18 protein-coding genes, 1 tRNA gene and 1 pseudogene are annotated in these 16,493 nt (G+C 53.8%); 1 reads left to right on the forward strand and 19 read right to left on the reverse strand.

From position 1 onward, the window contains the following. Window positions 1–142: 142 nt before the first annotated feature. The 12 genes and pseudogenes from AC2FI9_RS15250 to AC2FI9_RS15305 form a co-directional block, all read right to left on the reverse strand. Window positions 143–3,277, reverse strand: a complete 3,135-nt coding sequence (locus AC2FI9_RS15250) for a type I restriction endonuclease subunit R (RefSeq protein ID WP_496768793.1) — start codon at window positions 3,275–3,277, stop codon at window positions 143–145. Continuing rightward, window positions 3,270–4,508: an AAA family ATPase gene (locus AC2FI9_RS15255; RefSeq protein WP_496768794.1), complete on the reverse strand. Its 1,239-nt coding sequence runs from the start codon at window positions 4,506–4,508 to the stop codon at window positions 3,270–3,272. The genes AC2FI9_RS15250 and AC2FI9_RS15255 overlap by 8 nt, the downstream gene beginning before the upstream one ends. Continuing rightward, window positions 4,509–5,735, reverse strand: coding sequence for a restriction endonuclease subunit S (locus AC2FI9_RS15260; RefSeq protein WP_496768795.1), 1,227 nt, complete (start codon window positions 5,733–5,735; stop codon window positions 4,509–4,511). Continuing rightward, a complete protein-coding gene (locus AC2FI9_RS15265) occupies window positions 5,732–7,276 on the reverse strand; it encodes a type I restriction-modification system subunit M (protein WP_496768796.1) in 1,545 nt (514 codons plus the stop codon). The genes AC2FI9_RS15260 and AC2FI9_RS15265 overlap by 4 nt, the downstream gene beginning before the upstream one ends. After that, window positions 7,273–7,461 carry a helix-turn-helix domain-containing protein gene (locus AC2FI9_RS15270; RefSeq protein WP_496768797.1) on the reverse strand — a complete coding sequence of 63 codons (189 nt, stop codon included), beginning with the start codon at window positions 7,459–7,461 and terminating at the stop codon, window positions 7,273–7,275. Before AC2FI9_RS15270 ends, AC2FI9_RS15265 begins: the two co-directional genes overlap by 4 nt. A 201-nt stretch (window positions 7,462–7,662) precedes the next feature. Beyond that, window positions 7,663–7,821 (reverse strand): annotated as a pseudogene (locus tag AC2FI9_RS15275) (IS3 family transposase); the annotation flags it as partial. Between the two features lie 145 nt (window positions 7,822–7,966). Continuing rightward, window positions 7,967–8,041, reverse strand: a tRNA-Phe gene (locus tag AC2FI9_RS15280). A gap of 79 nt (window positions 8,042–8,120) precedes the next feature. Beyond that, entirely contained in the window at window positions 8,121–8,303 is a 183-nt protein-coding gene (locus tag AC2FI9_RS15285; RefSeq protein ID WP_496768798.1) for a DNA gyrase inhibitor YacG, read from the reverse strand. Beyond that, complete coding sequence (locus AC2FI9_RS15290) at window positions 8,300–9,322, reverse strand: ribonuclease E/G (protein ID WP_496768799.1); 1,023 nt, start codon at window positions 9,320–9,322, stop codon at window positions 8,300–8,302. The genes AC2FI9_RS15285 and AC2FI9_RS15290 overlap by 4 nt, the downstream gene beginning before the upstream one ends. Continuing rightward, the gene (locus AC2FI9_RS15295; RefSeq protein ID WP_496768800.1) at window positions 9,319–9,897 is read right to left on the reverse strand and encodes a Maf family protein; all 579 of its coding nucleotides are present in this window, start codon (window positions 9,895–9,897) and stop codon (window positions 9,319–9,321) included. Before AC2FI9_RS15295 ends, AC2FI9_RS15290 begins: the two co-directional genes overlap by 4 nt. An 11-nt stretch (window positions 9,898–9,908) precedes the next feature. After that, entirely contained in the window at window positions 9,909–10,127 is a 219-nt protein-coding gene (gene infA, locus AC2FI9_RS15300) for a translation initiation factor IF-1 (protein ID WP_005978431.1), read from the reverse strand. 91 nt (window positions 10,128–10,218) lie between these two features. Next, a complete protein-coding gene (locus AC2FI9_RS15305; RefSeq protein ID WP_496768801.1) occupies window positions 10,219–11,094 on the reverse strand; it encodes a carbon-nitrogen hydrolase family protein in 876 nt (291 codons plus the stop codon). A 369-nt stretch (window positions 11,095–11,463) separates the two neighbouring features. On the opposite strand from AC2FI9_RS15305, the gene AC2FI9_RS15310 reads away from it, so the two are divergent. Continuing rightward, window positions 11,464–11,676, forward strand: coding sequence for a dodecin (locus tag AC2FI9_RS15310; RefSeq protein WP_496768802.1), 213 nt, complete (start codon window positions 11,464–11,466; stop codon window positions 11,674–11,676). 56 nt (window positions 11,677–11,732) lie between these two features. Here the strand turns inward: AC2FI9_RS15310 and AC2FI9_RS15315 are convergent, their stop codons facing one another. The 7 genes from AC2FI9_RS15315 to AC2FI9_RS15345 form a co-directional block, all read right to left on the reverse strand. Next, window positions 11,733–12,326 carry a GNAT family N-acetyltransferase gene (locus AC2FI9_RS15315; protein ID WP_496768803.1) on the reverse strand — a complete coding sequence of 198 codons (594 nt, stop codon included), beginning with the start codon at window positions 12,324–12,326 and terminating at the stop codon, window positions 11,733–11,735. Further along, complete coding sequence (locus AC2FI9_RS15320; protein ID WP_496725489.1) at window positions 12,319–12,717, reverse strand: ketosteroid isomerase-related protein; 399 nt, start codon at window positions 12,715–12,717, stop codon at window positions 12,319–12,321. The genes AC2FI9_RS15315 and AC2FI9_RS15320 overlap by 8 nt, the downstream gene beginning before the upstream one ends. 2 nt (window positions 12,718–12,719) lie before the next feature. Next, window positions 12,720–13,172, reverse strand: a complete 453-nt coding sequence (locus tag AC2FI9_RS15325) for an arsenate-mycothiol transferase ArsC (protein ID WP_058275393.1) — start codon at window positions 13,170–13,172, stop codon at window positions 12,720–12,722. Between the two features lie 3 nt (window positions 13,173–13,175). Next, complete coding sequence (locus tag AC2FI9_RS15330; RefSeq protein WP_496696377.1) at window positions 13,176–13,655, reverse strand: UPF0262 family protein; 480 nt, start codon at window positions 13,653–13,655, stop codon at window positions 13,176–13,178. 85 nt (window positions 13,656–13,740) lie between these two features. Beyond that, on the reverse strand, window positions 13,741–14,538 hold the full coding sequence (locus AC2FI9_RS15335) for a hypothetical protein (protein WP_496768805.1): 798 nt from the start codon (window positions 14,536–14,538) through the stop codon (window positions 13,741–13,743). 121 nt (window positions 14,539–14,659) lie between these two features. After that, entirely contained in the window at window positions 14,660–15,961 is a 1,302-nt protein-coding gene (gene hisD / locus AC2FI9_RS15340; protein WP_496768807.1) for a histidinol dehydrogenase, read from the reverse strand. Between the two features lie 60 nt (window positions 15,962–16,021). Next, window positions 16,022–16,489 carry a GNAT family N-acetyltransferase gene (locus AC2FI9_RS15345; RefSeq protein WP_496768808.1) on the reverse strand — a complete coding sequence of 156 codons (468 nt, stop codon included), beginning with the start codon at window positions 16,487–16,489 and terminating at the stop codon, window positions 16,022–16,024. Window positions 16,490–16,493 lie beyond the last annotated feature (4 nt).

Below are 16,493 nucleotides of genomic sequence, written 5' to 3' on the forward strand. Positions count from 1 at the left end.
GCGGTCAGCCGCCGCAGCTGTCCTCTTAGACCGAAACAGCAACGGCCGCCTGAAGTGGAAGGTCAAAGGATCCAAGCAAACCCACCACGACTGGCAACAAGCTGAAGCAAAACCGGCTCCCTAGGGTGCGCCAACGCTTTGGCTAGACCTGCCCGCCAACACCTTTGAACTTTTCGACAAAGGCTGCAATCTTCTCGAAGACGGTCGTCTTCTTGGTCCGAAATTGCGGATTTAGCGGGCTCATTTTGGGGAGTATGGCATTGAGGTCGGCACCGTTTTCACTTGCAAATTCGCGCTTTATGGAAGCAGAAATATAGCGCTGTGCCGCGTCAGAATTTAGATCTTCCGACCTAATAAGCTCGTCTACCTCTTTACGTTGCTCCTCCTGAGCGAAAGAGAAAAATGCATCGATCACGCCTGCCTTATCATCTATCTGATCAAGATCAGTCTGGTTGATAAAGTCCACAATCAGGCTCTCTTTGGCTCGGTTCCCAAGACTACCGCGAATAACGCGGCGAGCATCCTTAATCAGATCCCCTTTGCTCTTCACTTTTTTGTTTTTCTCAAAGATGAGCTCAAGGATGTAGTCGAGGTTGATTTCCTGCGATTTCAGAAGATCCACTTCGAAAACGACATCGTCCCACTCGATACCGCTTTGTTCTTGCTCAGCCGAAGACTTTTCCCGGCGCAGCCAATCGCGAATATCGTTGTATGTTGACCTATAGTCTTGAACTGCTCGGTCTGAAGGCAGTTCTATCGCCTCCAGGTCGCGTAGGTCCTCGTCGCTCAAATAGTGCTTTTGCTTGAACTCCTCAACGGCAGCGGGATCTGTTAAATCCAGCCCCTGATAGACTTTCAATGCTGAAAACTCGTCGTAGTTCCTGAGCACATTCTCAACTCTCAGATACTCACCAAAGAGCTTCGCAAACTCCTTTTTATCTGCTTCTTTGACAATCTCGTCCGGCTTTGGAAAGCGCTCGGTCAGCTCCTTCACAACATCAATGAACCCGCGTCGCGCCGCGCCGGTTTCCTGATCAACGAAACCATTCATGTACTCGTCGTAGCTCTTCTCAAGCACGACGTTCTTTGTGTTCTTGTCACCGAACAGCGTGATCGCATCAACTGTCGCTTGCTCAAGGTCCCTAAACGCTACGATATTGCCGAATGTCTTGGTCGCATCGTAGATCCGATTGGTTCTGGAGAACGCTTGCATCAGGCCGTGAAAGCGAAGGTTTTTGTCGACAAACAAGGTGTTGAGCGTCGGCGCGTCAAAGCCTGTAAGGAACATACCGACGACAATAAGCAAGTCGATTTCCTTCGAGCGAACCCGGCTGGCAAGGTCACGGTAGTAGTTTTGAAAACCACTGCTATCGACACTAAAATTCGTTTTGAAAAAGGCATTGTAGTCTTTGACCGCGGCGCTCAGAAACTCCTTGGCGCTGCTATTCATCGCAGACACATCGAAGCTCTCGTCCTGAATGTCACCGATCGCATCTTGCTGTTCGTTGGCCGCAAAGGAGAAGATCGTCGCGATCTTCAGCGGCTTTTCACTGTCCACCTGCTGAGCGCTTAAAGTTTCATAGTAGAGCTTTGCGGCATCCACACTACTGACAGCGAACATGGCATTAAACCCACTGCTGCCCGCTTGCATCCGGTGAGTTTTTTGACGGAAGTTGTTCAGTATATACTGAGAGACTTCCCGAATACGTTCTGGATGAAGTAGCGCTTGCTTGTTTTCAGCAGCGCTGAGCTTCTTTTCGTCTTGCTCTGTCTCGATGGCTTTGAACCGGGGGCGCACATCGTTGTAGTCGACTTTGAACTTCAAAACCTTTTCATCACGAATAGCATCAGTGATCACATAGGAATGCAGTTCACGGCCGAAAACACTGGCCGTTGTCTCCGCCCCTAGAGCATTACCCTTCCGGATGAGTTTGCCATCAACGATGTCATCTCCGAAAATTGGCGTTCCTGTGAAGCCGAACTGGTAAAATCGTTTGAACTTCTTCTTCAGATTCTTCTGTGACTCACCAAACTGACTGCGATGGCATTCATCGAAAATGAAGACCACCTGCTGTTCATACACCGGCAGGTCAGCCTCCGATTTCATTAGGTTATTCAATTTTTGGATCGTCGTGACGATGATTTTGTTATCATCCTTACCCAAGTTGCGCTTCAACCCAGCCGTGCTGTCGGAGCCGTTGACGCTGTCAGGGGAAAACCTCTGGTACTCCTTCATGGTCTGGTAGTCGAGATCCTTGCGGTCCACGACGAAGAAGACTTTGTCAATGAAATCCAGCTCGGTTGCCAACCGTGCCGCCTTGAAACTCGTCAGCGTTTTACCGGAGCCTGTGGTGTGCCAGATGAAACCACCGCTCTCCGACTTCCTCCAGTTTTTGGCTTCGTATGAGCTTTTGATCTTCCATAGGATGCGTTCAGTCGCTGCAATCTGGTACGGGCGCATGATCAGCAACGTGTCGCTGACATCGAAAACCGAATACTGCAGCAGAACGTTCAGCAGCGTGCGCTTTTGAAGGAAGGTCGCGGTGAAGTCCTTGAGATCTTTGATCAGCTCATTGTCGGACTTTGCCCAGTTCATGGTGAAGTCGAAGCTGTTCTTGTTGCGCTTGGTCGTGTTGGCGAAATACCGGGCATCAGTGCCATTCGAAATCACGAAAAGCTGCAGAAACTTGAACAGGGAATGCTCGCTGTTGAAGCTTTCCTTGCTATAACGGTGGATTTGGTTGAACGCCTCGCGGATCGCAACACCGCGTTTCTTCAACTCGATCTGAACCAATGGCAAACCGTTTACCAGGATCGTCACGTCATAGCGATTGGCGTGCGTGCCGACCTGCTCGAACTGCTTGATCACCTGCAGCTTGTTGCGGGACATGTTCTTCTTGTCGAAGAGGTAAATGTTCTGAATACGCCCGTCGTCAAAAACGAAATCATGGATGTAGTCGTCATGGATCTTACGGGTTTTGTCGACGATGTTGTCGCTCGGCTTGTCGAGGTAGGTCTCGACAAAGCGCCTCCATTCATCATCTGAAAACGAGACGTTGTTGAGCTGTTCCAGCAGCACCTGAACGTTGGAAAGCATCGCGTCTGGGTTCGTCAGGGTGGGCAGGAAATCGTAGCCCTGGTTGACCAGGTCCTGCACAAGCTCACGTTCCAGGTCGTCTTCGCTCTGGTAGCGGTCAGCGGCGTCCCATTCTTTGTTGTACTTATCGAGAACGATGAAATTCTTCGTTTCCGCGATGGTTTTCGTCTGCTCAACCATTTTGTTCATCCTGTTGCCAATAGGCGTAGTTCTTGACCAGGTTTTCGAGGAGGAGCTTTACGGTGTTTTTCTCAGCAGGCGAAGGATCTCTGACCTGCTCATTTGAAAGCGCTGAATGGGTGAAAGTATTGATTGCCCGCACGTAGGCATCTTTACTGCCCTCCACCGTATCAAGCAGATCGCTCCACCTTGCATAGCCCAGGAACCCAGCCGTTTTCTCGTAAAGGTTCCGAAGCAGAGTAAAGTGGTATCGCTCGACGGTGTTGGAAGAGATCGCTTCCTCCAACACCTTCTTCAGGTGCAGATGATAGGAAAAACTCTTGTTCGCATCGCCGTATTTGACGTTCAGATTAAACGTACCATCTTCCAAGCGCTCAAGCAGATAGCAGCCTTCTTTTTTGCCCTGCTTTTTTAGGTCAAGCTCGTTGTGCAAAACATTGTAGAAAAGAGGGCTATGGGTTGTGATGACGAATTTAAGTTGCTGCGGCGCAGCTTTGATCAGGTTCGCCAGGTTCACCGCCAATTCGATCAAGTGGTTTTCATCAAGCGAGCTGACTGGGTCATCAATAAAAACGTACTGCAGCCCATTGAACTGATCTGTTGGTCGATCGCCGACCTCGGCAATGTTCAGAACTGAAACCACTTCTTCGAGCAACGTGAAGAAGATGCTCCAGACGAAATTGCTTTCTTCGCCTTTAGAGATTTTCACAACGTCATATTGTTCGGTGACAACCGCATCGCCATCCTCGGTAACGATTGGTTCACTAGCTTCTGTGACAAGGTTGGCCGGATTAACTCGGAAAGTCACTTCCGAGTTTGCAGGCACATCGATCTTTTTGCCGTCTTTGTCAGTGACCTGATACACTGCGTTGAATGCTGGGGTGACCTTACCTGTTGCGTGCAGCTGAAAGTTGTTGACGATGTCTACACCTTTCCCCTGGTCCGCCAAAATCCAGTCTGTAAAGCTGTTCGGCTGGATCTTCAGCCTTGGTATCGTGTCAGACTCCAGGTCATTATCCCAATAGAATAGGTCCTCAGTGAAGGCGTTGTAGTACAAGATTTTTTCGCGGGAGAGCGCGCCTTCCTCCCCTTCTTCGGATTTAGGTGCAATCAGCTCCTTCATGGCGCGGGACAGGCGGGTTTTGCCGGTGCCATTGAATGCATAGATTAACTGCACCTTTTTGTCTGCTTTTCGCAGCTGCTTTGCGAGCTCTTCGAGGGTCTGGCTCATTTATGCGTTCTCCTCGGGTGTGGGGAAGCTCAAAAGCAAGTCGCGGTAGTATTCATACTGCTGCTGACGCAGCTCAATTTCACGCGGCAGGCCTTCACTTAGCGACGTGGTCAGAGTGTTGAACTTGTCGAGGATGGCAACGATGCGAGCCTGCTCGGCCTGGGACTTTTCCGGGTCATTTGGATACGGCACAGGAATTTGAGCCTTTCCGAATGCCTTTATCAGCAGAGTATTCACCTTTGTTCTGGCTACGTATTGCGACTTTTTCACTACGAATGACGATGCCTGCATGCAATAGGCAACGTACTTGGCATTCAATTCATGCCGAAAAGCATAGCAATGATCATGGATCGCGACCTTTGCCTCACCAAGCCATGCTACAGGTTTACCCACTTCTTCAACTGTCTCACCAACGTCAGTCAAAACAACATCCCCCGGCTCTGCGTACTTTAGAGAATCCGCAAGACTTGCGCTGACCTGTGAAAAAGCCTCCGACGCGTAGACGCCATATCTCGTGTAGATTTCTCCATAGTGGATAACATCGATGCCTTCATCGACGTAGTCAGCTTTGGTGAACCGTTTTCCACGAATGAACTCGCCAATCTCGTCGAGGGCCTTCCACTCAGCATTGCCACTTTCAAAACTTAGCAACTGATCGAGATAGTAGCTGTATTGTTGCTTACGGGCCCTGAGCTCGGCTGTCAGCTCGGCCGTCAGCTCGATGAAGTTGTCCAAAATCCGAACAAGCTCCGTTTGGATCGCAAGCGATTTTACTGGGTCGTCAGGGCAGGGAATTGGCACCAACTTGTTGCAATAGTTGCTTATCCATTGCCTTTTGTGGTCACCATCGACCAACCCGCTGGGGAGAGTATTTAGCCAGTGGTAGATGTACTTGATGGAAAATTTACGGTCGTCACTTGCAGTGATCATTTTCATCGCCGACGATTTGGCTTTGAAATCAAAATCGACCCATTTATTCGCAGTCGTGAAGTCATCAAAAATTATCGTCGGGGACTTCGATGCTTCGAAAATACCATAAGATTCATCGGTGTAGCCGAGAACAAAGGTTTTGCCAGCGGTCAAAACTGGAACTTTGAACTTCTCATCGTAGTTCGTCGACGTCACTAAGTACTTTGTGGGCTGTTCATATTGCGTAACCTGGCCTAGCGGAAGCCATTCCACAGAAGCCCCATCCAGCAGCGTTTCCAGAAAGCTTAGATCGCTCATGCCTCAATCTCCGCGACAATGGCGTCGATGTCTGTACGCAGCTTGTCGATCTTGGCGACTGTGGTTTCCAGATCGACATTCAGCTTGGCAATGTCGACTACTTCGCGGTTATCCTTTGGCTCGACGTAGGCGCTGACCGACAAGTTGTAGTCTTTCCCGACAATCGTGTCGTAGGGGACGGTTTCGGCCACGTGGGACTCGTTTTTCTTGCTGTCGAACATCTTCATGATTTCGGCAATGTGCCGGTCTTCCATGAAGTTGTTGTTCGCACCCTTGCGGAAGAACTCCTCTCCCGTTGCGTCGATGAACTGAACAGCTGTGTCGGTCTTGTTCTTGGCCAGCACCAGAATGTTCACAGCAATGGTCGTACCAAAAAACAGGTTCGGCGCGAGGGAAATCACCGTTTCGACGAAGTTGTTGTCGACCAGGTACTTTCGGATCTTCTGCTCTGCCCCGCCACGATAGAAGATACCAGGGAAACAAACGATCGCGGCCCGCCCCTTGGCAGACAGATAGTGCAGCGCATGAAGGACAAAGGCAAAGTCGGCCTTGGACTTTGGTGCCAGGACGCCCGCTGGGGCAAAGCGGTCGTCATTGATCAGTGTCGGGTCATCCGCGCCCTTCCATTTCACAGAGTACGGAGGATTCGACACGATAGCGTCAAACGGCTTGTCATCTTGGAAGTGCGGGTCCTCAAGCGTGTTGCCGTACTGGATGTTGAACTTGTCGTAGTTGATGTTGTGCAGGAACATGTTCATGCGGGCGAGGTTGTAGGTGGTGTAGTTGATTTCCTGCCCAAAGAAGCCGTCTTCGATGATGTGCTTCTCAAACTCGTCCTTGGCCTGCAAAAGCAGCGACCCAGACCCGGCCGCAGGATCGTAGATCTTGTTGACGCTGGTCTGCTTGTGCATGGCCAGTTTGGCGATAAGTTTGGACACATGGGTCGGCGTGAAGAACTCACCACCGGATTTGCCCGCGTTGGCCGCATAGTTTGAAATCAGAAACTCATAGGCGTCGCCGAAGAGGTCGCCTTCGTTTTCGTCGAATTTCAGCGGCAAGCCCGCCACCCCTTTGAGAACCTCAGCTAGCCGTTCATTCTTCTGCTTAACCGTGCTGCCCAGGCGGTTGCTGGTGGTGTCGAAATCGGCAAAGAGACCAGTAATGTCCTGCTCGGACGGGTAGCCACTGGCCGAAGCCTCGATCGCCGAAAAAATCTCCGCAAGGTCGGTGTTCAGACTGTCGTTCTTGCTCGCGGTTTTGACCACATTTTGAAAGAGTTGACTTGGATAGATGAAGTATCCCTTGGTCTTGATCGCATCGACTCTGGCTTCATCGGGGATGTCTGAATCGGCCATTCCGGCATAGTTGATGCTGTCGTCACCACCTTCGATGTAGTTGGTGAAGTTCTCGCTGATGAAGCGATAGAACAACGCGCCCAAGACAAACTGTTTGAAATCCCAACCGTCAACCGCGCCCCGCACCTTGTTGGCAATTTGCCAGATTTGTCGATGTAGTGCTTCAACCTGTTGCTGGCCTGTCATTTCTGCTCCCCTTCTTGTTTTTGTTTCTGCTCGGCAATCCAACGGTTGACCTCACCTTTGCGAGACCGCCATGCGCTTCCCACCCTGAAACCAGGAACCTTTCCCTGTGATGCGAACAGATAGGCGTTTTTTTCAGCCATTTTGAGATACTCAGCAAGTTCTTTCTCGTTCAAAAATTTCTTCATTGGGCACTTCAAGAATGCTCCTTCTGAGGGGGCAAGATTGTAAACAGTAGAAATGAAAAGAATCGGTAAGCTTAGAAACTACGCATTCCTTGTGAGGACGCCTTGAAAGGTAGCGAAGTCCGCCCTGGCGCTGCGATTATTCATTCGTCGAATCGTCATTCCGGCTTGGGAAGTGACCTGCCCCCGAGGCTCCCTCGTTTATTACGAGAGTCTGCGGGTCTGATTTTCATATTCCTGGTCGTCGTTTTGGGCAAGCGCGTTGGGCGCAGAGCCTTCAAATTGCTCAAGCGTTCGACCCGCTTCTACGGGTGTTTGGTTGCCGAGCGATGAGTGCGGCCTAACGTTGTTGTAGTCGTATCGTCAGAGCGCTAGCTTTCACCGTGCATCAGGTTGCAAGGCTCCACTGTCGCTAACCTACCTAAGTCCAAAAGGTGGATATTTGGGTGGATATGCTAAACCCGATATATGATTTATGTATTATAATCATAGAATTATGATTTTTTTATGGTGCCCGGGGGCGGAATCGAACCACCGACACGAGGATTTTCAATCCACTGCTCTACCCCTGAGCTACCCGGGCACGGGAACGGCGTTTACCGTTGGGTGGAGGCCTTCTATGACTTGCTACAGGCAGTGTCCAGAGGCTTTTTCACATTTTTTCAATGTGGACGTTGTTGCTCTGCTTCGGGATCGGAAACTTCGGTTTCAACATCCTCTTCCCGCTGCGATGGAACCGCGTAGGACCCATTCAGCCACTTGGCCAGATCAATATCAGCACACCGTTTCGAACAGAATGGCCGAAACTTGGTTACAGATTTTTCTGCGCAGATCGGGCAGCTCATTTCAGCACTTCCGCCAACGGGATACGGCCGCGTTTGCGCTGTAGTTCGTAGTGGCCAAGCGGGGTCCAGCCTGCCAGCGTGGTTTCGATCGAATCTGCCTTCAACGCAGCGCGCAGAGAGGCCTCGAACCCTCGGCGATCCTTTTTAGGCATTGGCGCCAGATCCAGAGTGATTTGCCCGCCTAAACCGCGGACGCGCAAGGCACGGGCAAGCCCCTTGGCGCAGGCGAAATTGACCTTGGTTCCGGCCGCCATCGACGTGTCGGACCCAGTGTTGACATCCACAGCAACCAAGGCCCGGGTGGGTTGAATATAAAGATGGCCGCCTCCGGGTAGTGGCTCGGAAATACCACGCGCCACGTCCAATGCATCCAATACGCCATGCGTTTCGAAACTACCCGGCTGTGTCACTACCTCAGCCGGGTCGGTCCAGTCGCGCCAGGCCAGAACATGGGGTCCGTCACCTTCAAGCAGCAGCTCGGGCTCAGTTCCCGGATCGTTCAAAACCTGATCCGCATGGGCCAGCATCGCGCCGATATCCTCGGCGATTTCAGCCGCGTCTTCGCCCTCACAACACGACCGCAGGATCAGGCCATGGCTGCTGTCCTCCATGCTCTCATGAGCGATCTCAAGAAGGCGGTCACGCTCATCTTCGTCGTGGATGGAACGTGAGATATTCAAACCGGGCGCATCAGGCGTGACGATCGCATAGCGGCTTTTGAACAGAACCCGATCGGTCACCGGCAGTGCCTTACCGGGTTCGGCATAGCCCGTCACCTGCACCAACATCAGTGCACCGGGTGCGAGCCCTTTGACCTGCCGCAAGAAAGCCGGACCGTCAGGTGTGGTCAGGAACATGCCACCCTGCCCTTTGACCGGTCGGTCGGCACGGGCACGGTAAATCGTACCCGGCGCTGGCGCGTCAGCTGCAATCAGGAAATCGTCCAGCTGACCGTCGACCATAAGGGCGGCAGCTTCGCGGCTTTCAATGTGATCCAGAACGATGGTTCGACCCTTCATGACACCTCACGATACAGGGGATAGCCGATGCCTTGCAAAAGCGCGGCGGTCTCGGACAGCGGGAGCCCCACGATGCCGGTAAACGAACCAGAAATCCACGGGATGAAAGCCCCGGCGGGGCCTTGAATGGCGTAAGCGCCTGCTTTGCCCTGCCAGTCTCCAGTCGCCAGGTAGGCGTTGATTTCAACGTCTGACAGACGTTTGAACTTGACCTGAGACACAACATCACGTTGCAGAACGCGGTCCCCGCACCGTACGGCGATCGAGGTGATTACGCGGTGCCGTCGACCGGACAAAGCATGCAGAAACTCAGCCGCCTGGCCCGCGTCTTCCGGTTTTCCCAGAATACGGCGCCCCAGTGCGACCGTGGTGTCCGCGCAAAGAGTTACATCGTCGCCATCGGCCTGTACCGCCTGTACTTTTGCCCGCGTAATGCGATTGCAATAGGGCACCGGCAGCTCACCTTTCAGCGGCGTTTCATCAATGTCGGGTGCACGGATGGCATCGGGCTGCACGCCAAGCTGGGCCAACAGGTCCAGCCGCCTTGGGCTGCCCGATCCTAAGATAAACGCCATTGCGGCAGGCGTTACTTGAAGCGGTAGTTGATCCGACCCTTGGTCAGATCATAGGGGGTCATCTCGACCTGAACTTTGTCGCCGGCCAGAACACGGATGCGGTTCTTGCGCATCTTGCCTGCCGTATGTGCGATGATCTCATGGCCGTTTTCCAGCTCGACCCGAAACGTCGCATTAGGCAGGAGTTCCTTCACGACACCGGGAAATTCGAGCGTATCTTCCTTGGCCATGTTGTCTCCACATTTAAGTTGCACTCGCAGAATCTGCGAGGATGTGCGCTTAAATGAGCCCATTTTGGGCTTATTTCAAGGGCGGAATCACCTAAAGGGCGGATAATGTGACCGATTCGACTCGGGGGGCTTGTTCTTCCCAGTGCGTTCGGTTCAGCACCTGGCCGTCGGCACGCACTTCCGCGATGGCGGACAGATCGATGTCTGCATAGGTCCAACCGGGGTGGTTAAGTGTGCCTTCGGCCGGTACGCCGGTGGCCGGAAAGCCCTTGTCTGGCGGGCCGAAAATGCCACCCGTTCCGGTATTCATATCTACAGCCTCGGACCAGTCGTTGTTCCCGACCAATGACGCCATAACCGTAACGCACTGATTTTCCAACGCTCTTGACATTGCACCAATCCGAACGCGCCAGTAACCTGAAAGCGCTTCGGTACACGAGGGGACAAGGATTAGGTCGGCGTCGCTGAGCGCACGGCCCAGCAACGGAAACTCGCTATCATAACAGATCAACACCCCGATCTTGCCCAGCGCCGTATCGAACAGTTTCAATGGGCCGCCAGGGGCGATATCCCACGACTCGCGTTCGAACCGGGTCATGATCTGTTTGTCCTGGTGGTCCTGTTTGCCATCTGGGGCATAAAGTGCTGCCCGGTTCACAGGTCGACCGGGGCCGTCCACAACCGGGGCCGATGCGCCCAGAATGTACGACTTGTACTCCTGTGCGAGGCGCTGGTGCAGGTTTTGCACATCCTCCATCCGATCCGAGACTGCGTGGATCGAACGCTCCAGATCACCCGCCACCTCGGTCCCATCGAGCGTCGACAGTTCCATCGCGCCGTATTCGGGGAAAACCAGCAGTTCCGCCCCCTGCCTCGCGGCATCTGAGACCCAGCGGTCCAGCTTGTCCTCATATTGCGCCCAACTGTCGAGCCAATCGAGGTTATAGGCGGCGGTGGCGACTTTCATGGGCTTTCCTTGCGGTCCAAACTCGGGCGAATTTATGTGTGAGTTCGCGGGCTGTATAGCCCCATCCTGACACCTTGGGTTTTGAGTGACCATTTCCGCTATGACCCCGAACTGTCAAATGCCGCAGGATGCATGAATGACTGCCAAACCTTGCTCTTGTCGGAAATGAGCGGCCAACGAAACCGTCATTGTTGACCGGTGAACCAGCACACAATTCATTTTTGAAGTGCTGGTATGTCAGCATGCAACCATCTGTCAGTCTGCAAGAGACAGATTCAGTTGATGTCTTGGCAATGATGAGAGAGCCTGAGGGTAGGTTCCGAGGGGCCATCAAACACGCACCCAATAATCCAGTTCAGCTTAGGGAGAATGAAAGTGGCGAATGCAACCTACAAGAAAATCGATGTCGTCGGCACGTCAACGGAATCTGTTGATGCAGCTATCAGGTCGGGTATCTCAAAGGCGGCTGAGACAGTTAAAAACCTTGATTGGTTCGAAGTTTCGGATATCCGAGGTCACATAACGGATGGCGAAGTTGGTCACTTCCAGGTCGCTATGAAAATCGGGTTCAGGCTCGACTAAGACAAGGCACAAGAACAGCAAAAGACCGATTTGTCCGCAGAGCAGACGAAAACTATCTACAAATCCCGCATCCAAAACTGCAGTCGCTTTGCTGTCTCGCCCTCTTCGCCAACATCCTTCCACGAAAACTGCGCGATCACACCGGGCAGCGGCTCATATCCCCGCGCGCGCCAGAAGGTATCCAAGGGGCGATAATTATTGGGCCGCATAGGGTGGTCGGGGGCGCGCTGTACACTGCAAAACGCGCATTTTCTGTAGCCCAGCTTGCGCGCGTGTGTCTCGCGAAGGTCAAAGAACTTATGACCAACCCCCTGCCCCCGATAGTCCGGCAAAAGGACAGATTCGGCGCAGTAGAAGATGTCGGTCAGGTCCAGGCCCGAGCCTTCAAAGGCGGCGGCGAAATCATCAGCGTGATCGGTCAGAGGGGCACCGGTTGAAGTGCCTATCAGGCGGTCACCATCGAACGCTCCAACAACGACCGCTTTGTCGCTGTCACGGTAAGATTGCAGGTACTTCCGCTCGTAATCGATGTCGCCGTCATACAGATACGGCCATGCCCGAAACACTAGAATCCGCAAACGCGCCACATCGTCCAAAGCATTTGTCAGCGCCGCGCCAGTCAGGGGGCGGACAGCTGTAACCTCAGCCATTCGAAACCTGCTTTGTCCAGTCAGCGAGGTTGTAGAACGTGGTAACGCGGGTGATCTTGCCGTCTTTCAAGTCAAAGAACGACCCAGCGGGCAAGCGATAGGTCTGGCCGTGGGCTTCGGGCAAACCCTCATCCGTTTGCAGATAGGTGCCGTTCACAGTGAACTCGGCCGAAGCGCGGGTGCCGCCTTCGGCCTCAAACACCACGATGTCCGTCAGGTGTTCCTTGTAGCAGCGGTTCATATGGGCGCAGAAGGCTGCAAATTTTTCCTTGCCAGTGCGGATCTGGCCTTCGTTCACGTGATGCGCCACGTCATCTGACAGGCAAGCCAGCATGCCGTCGACGTCACCGGCATTGAAAGCGTCGAAATAGGTTTTGACGGTCTGGTTCATGGTCACTCCGTAGGTTCGCCCCAGCGACCTTTGAGATGCTGAATGATCTGGTCGCGGGTCTGTCGGTAGTGAATTAACTTGTCTGCGCGGCTTTCGCCCAGTCCGGTAGGGTCCATTATTGGCCAATAATCGACATCCAAGTGAAAAATGCGCGTCAATTCCAGAGCCTGGCGCTGACTGGCTGGAGACAACGCAACGATCAAGTCGAACGAGCTGAGGTCGTCACCCCATTCCTGCATCTCATCAAACGAGCGGGACCGATGGCGGGACAGTTCAACGCCGACTTCCTGACAGACAGCAATGCAAAATCCGTCAATCTCAAGGTCATTTCGCACACCGGCGGACTGCACATAAGTGCCCGTACCATAGAACTTTTTCATGAGCCCTTCGGCCATAGGGGACCGAACCGCGTTATGGTCGCAACAAAACAGGACCGACTGCGGTAAAGGCTTCACGCGTCAGCCCCCGAAATGCAGCACGCAGATCAGCGTGAAAAGGCGACGCGCGGTATCGGTATCTATGTCGGCCTTACCTTCAAGTCGCTCCTGCAAGACGCGGCTGCCTTCGTTGTGGATGCCGCGACGGGCCATGTCGATGGTTTCGATCTGGCTGGGCGGCAGGGTTTTTACCGCGTTGAAATAGCTTTCGCAGATCTGAAAATAATCTTTGACCACTTGCCGGAACGGCCCCAGCGACAGGTGAAACTCAGCTGCCTTTTCCTCGGCCTCGGTGGCTATGTCAAAGACCAGCCGCTTATCGCGGATCGACAGCTGCACACGGTATGGTCCATCAGGCGTGACACGGTCATCGCGCACCGGCAGCGCAAAGCTGTTTTCTTCCAGCAAATCATAGATCGCAACCTTACGCTCCTGCTCAATCTCGGGGGTCGGCGGAGGCAGGTTTCGGTCGTCAAGTTCGATGTGCGAGATACGAGTCATAAGGCGTGGTCCGTTCAGGTCGGGACAGACTTATAGCAACAAAATTAAATGGGCAACGCACACAGACCATTTCCTGACAAACTCGCTACAACGGGTGATCCGAAGGGTCGATTCCGTGCTTCCGCAGCAGGGTGTCGACAAGCGAGCCCTTGGCGATTTCACGACCCTGAAAAATCTTCCGAAACCAAGATCCAAAGAAATGCACGGACATTTTGTTCTGCCAGTCCAGAAACTCGAGCGCCGACATATCCGGATCGTTCCAGTGCTTTCTGTACCTAAGAGGAATCGCGTAAAGCTCGGCGCGGGCAGAACACATATCATGTTCCGGCGTGTCATAAATGTAGTGAAAGAACAAAGGTGGCCCAAAGGTCGAAAGCGGCAAACTCCAGACAGTTGATCTGCCGAATATGTCGATGTAGCTCTTTCGCCGATCCTCTGCCCACCAGGGCGGAACAAGGTCACTGTCAAAAGCAAAATCACACATTTTTTTCAATGCCGGGCTGTCGCTTGGCAAGGCAACAACACCATTCATCATACGTCGACGTTTCATATTCGCCTTAGGAAACAAGTACCCCTGTTTGGTCTCGAACGGTCTGTTCGCGTAGGCATCGGCATCCACCCAGATATAGTCGGTATCCTGCATAAGCTTCAGGCGGAACAGATCCGCATGAACGGCAACGGATCGGGTGATCGGGTCGCGGTAAATCTCGGACGTATCAAATACTTCACGTGCGTCACGCGCCTCGATGTAATCCGGAATATCCTCTAGGTCGCCATAGTGGTAGACGATCGGCTTCTGGTCCACATCCGCGAAGGATTTCAGGCACAAATGCTCTAGAAAACTAAACCGATTGCCGATCCAGAGTGTTGCCACGCGTTCCAAGTCTGGCTCCTATGTGTCAGGTCCTTCGGTCAAGGCGCCGTTGAACAACCGGTTGTTTCAAGTCCCTACCTACATAATCCGTGCAGGTTCGCGGCGGGTGTGACCCTTAGGCCATAAGGATTTAGCCGTTCAGTCGCTTCAACCGCGCCGTTACTGAAAGTCCATGCGCCTCAAGGCTTTCGGAATGGGCCAGCTGCTCGGCTGCGGGTCCAATCGCACGCAGGGCTTCTGGTGTCATTTGGCTGAGTGTCGTGCGCTTGAGGAAATCCATCACACTGAGACCAGAGGAGAAGCGGGCCGAACGCGCTGTTGGCAGCACGTGATTGGGGCCACCGACATAATCGCCAATGGCCTCGGGCGTGTACTGGCCCAAGAAGATAGCGCCAGCGTGGACAGTCTTGGCGCTCAGCGCGACCGGGTCGGCCACGCATAACTCAAGGTGTTCGGGCGCGATGCGGTTCGACAATGCCGCCGCCTCGTCAAAATCACGCACGGTGATGATCGCGCCGAAATCACGCCAGCTGGCCCCCGCGATTGCGCGGCGTTGCAGGGTTTCAAGGCGTTTATCGACGGCTTTGGCAACGGCCTGTCCAAACCCGGCGTCATCTGTAATCAGAATCGATTGCGCGCTTTCGTCATGTTCTGCTTGGCTAAGCAGATCCAACGCGATCCAGTCGGGATCATTATCCTTGTCGGCAATCACCAGAATCTCGGACGGACCAGCAATCATGTCGATGCCAACCTTCCCGAATACGCGGCGCTTGGCGGCGGCTACAAATGCGTTGCCCGGACCCGTGATCTTGTCGACCGCTGCAATTGTGTCGGTGCCATAGGCCAGTGCGGCAATCGCCTGTGCCCCGCCAATACGATAGATCGTGTTCACACCGGAAAGCTGCGCCGCCAGCAGGACCAACGGGTTCACTTGCCCATCCGGTGTCGGCACGGCAATGGCCAGACGCTCAACCCCAGCGACCTTCGCGGGGATTGCGTTCATCAGCACGGAGGACGGGTACGATGCCAGCCCGCCGGGCACGTAGAGACCGGCAGCCGACACAGCAGACCAACGCCAACCCAGCATTGCGCCCGTCGAATCTATCCACTCGTGATCCTCTGGCAACTGCTTTTCGTGATAGGATCTGATGCGCTCAGCGGCCAATTCCAAAGCAGCCCGATCTTCGGATGAGACCTGATCCACGGCCTCGGCTATCTGTTCGGCGCTGAAGGCTATTGTTTCGGGCGTCAGCTCCAACCGGTCAAACTTGGCGGTCAGCTCGATCACCGCCGCATCGCCACGTGTCCGCACGTCTTCGATAATCCCGGCGACAACGGCATCCACATCCGGGCTGTCCTCGCGCTTGGCGGACAACAGCGTTGTGAAGGCGGTCTCGAATTCGGACGACTTCGTGTCGAGGAAGACAGGCATGTTCTGGCACTCCGGAGCGTTTGATCGGGACATACCGCCCAGATGGGCCGGCCTCAACCCTCAGTCCTGTAGGTGCAGCGATTTGCGCATACTCAGACAGGGCACGTCATTGCGCTGACTGCATCCTCCGGTGGCTTCCCAGCCGTGCCGCGCATAGAAACCCTGTGCCGTTTGGGTGGCTTCAAGCTGCCCCTCGGTACAGCCAAGAGCGATTAGGTCCCGCTCAAGCGTCTTCAACAAAGCACCGCCAATACCGCAACCAATGTGACCTGGATCGATATACAAAAGCGTGACTTCTCCGGCTTCGGTCAGCCCACCGACTGCCGCAGGCTGCCCGTTATTCTCGGCGAGCCAGATTTGTGCCCCGTTCCTGATCCAGCCTCTGATCGTCTCCGGATCTTTGTTTGCGACCCATTGTGCGATCACCTTAGGATCACCCTGATGGTCCGCCGTGCAAAGCTCGGTAATTGACCGGACCAGAACACGGCTCAGATCGAACACGTCGAAAACGGTCGCACGGCGCAGCACCAGA

It is taken from the genome of Ruegeria sp. CDSA246, from assembly GCF_059611225.1.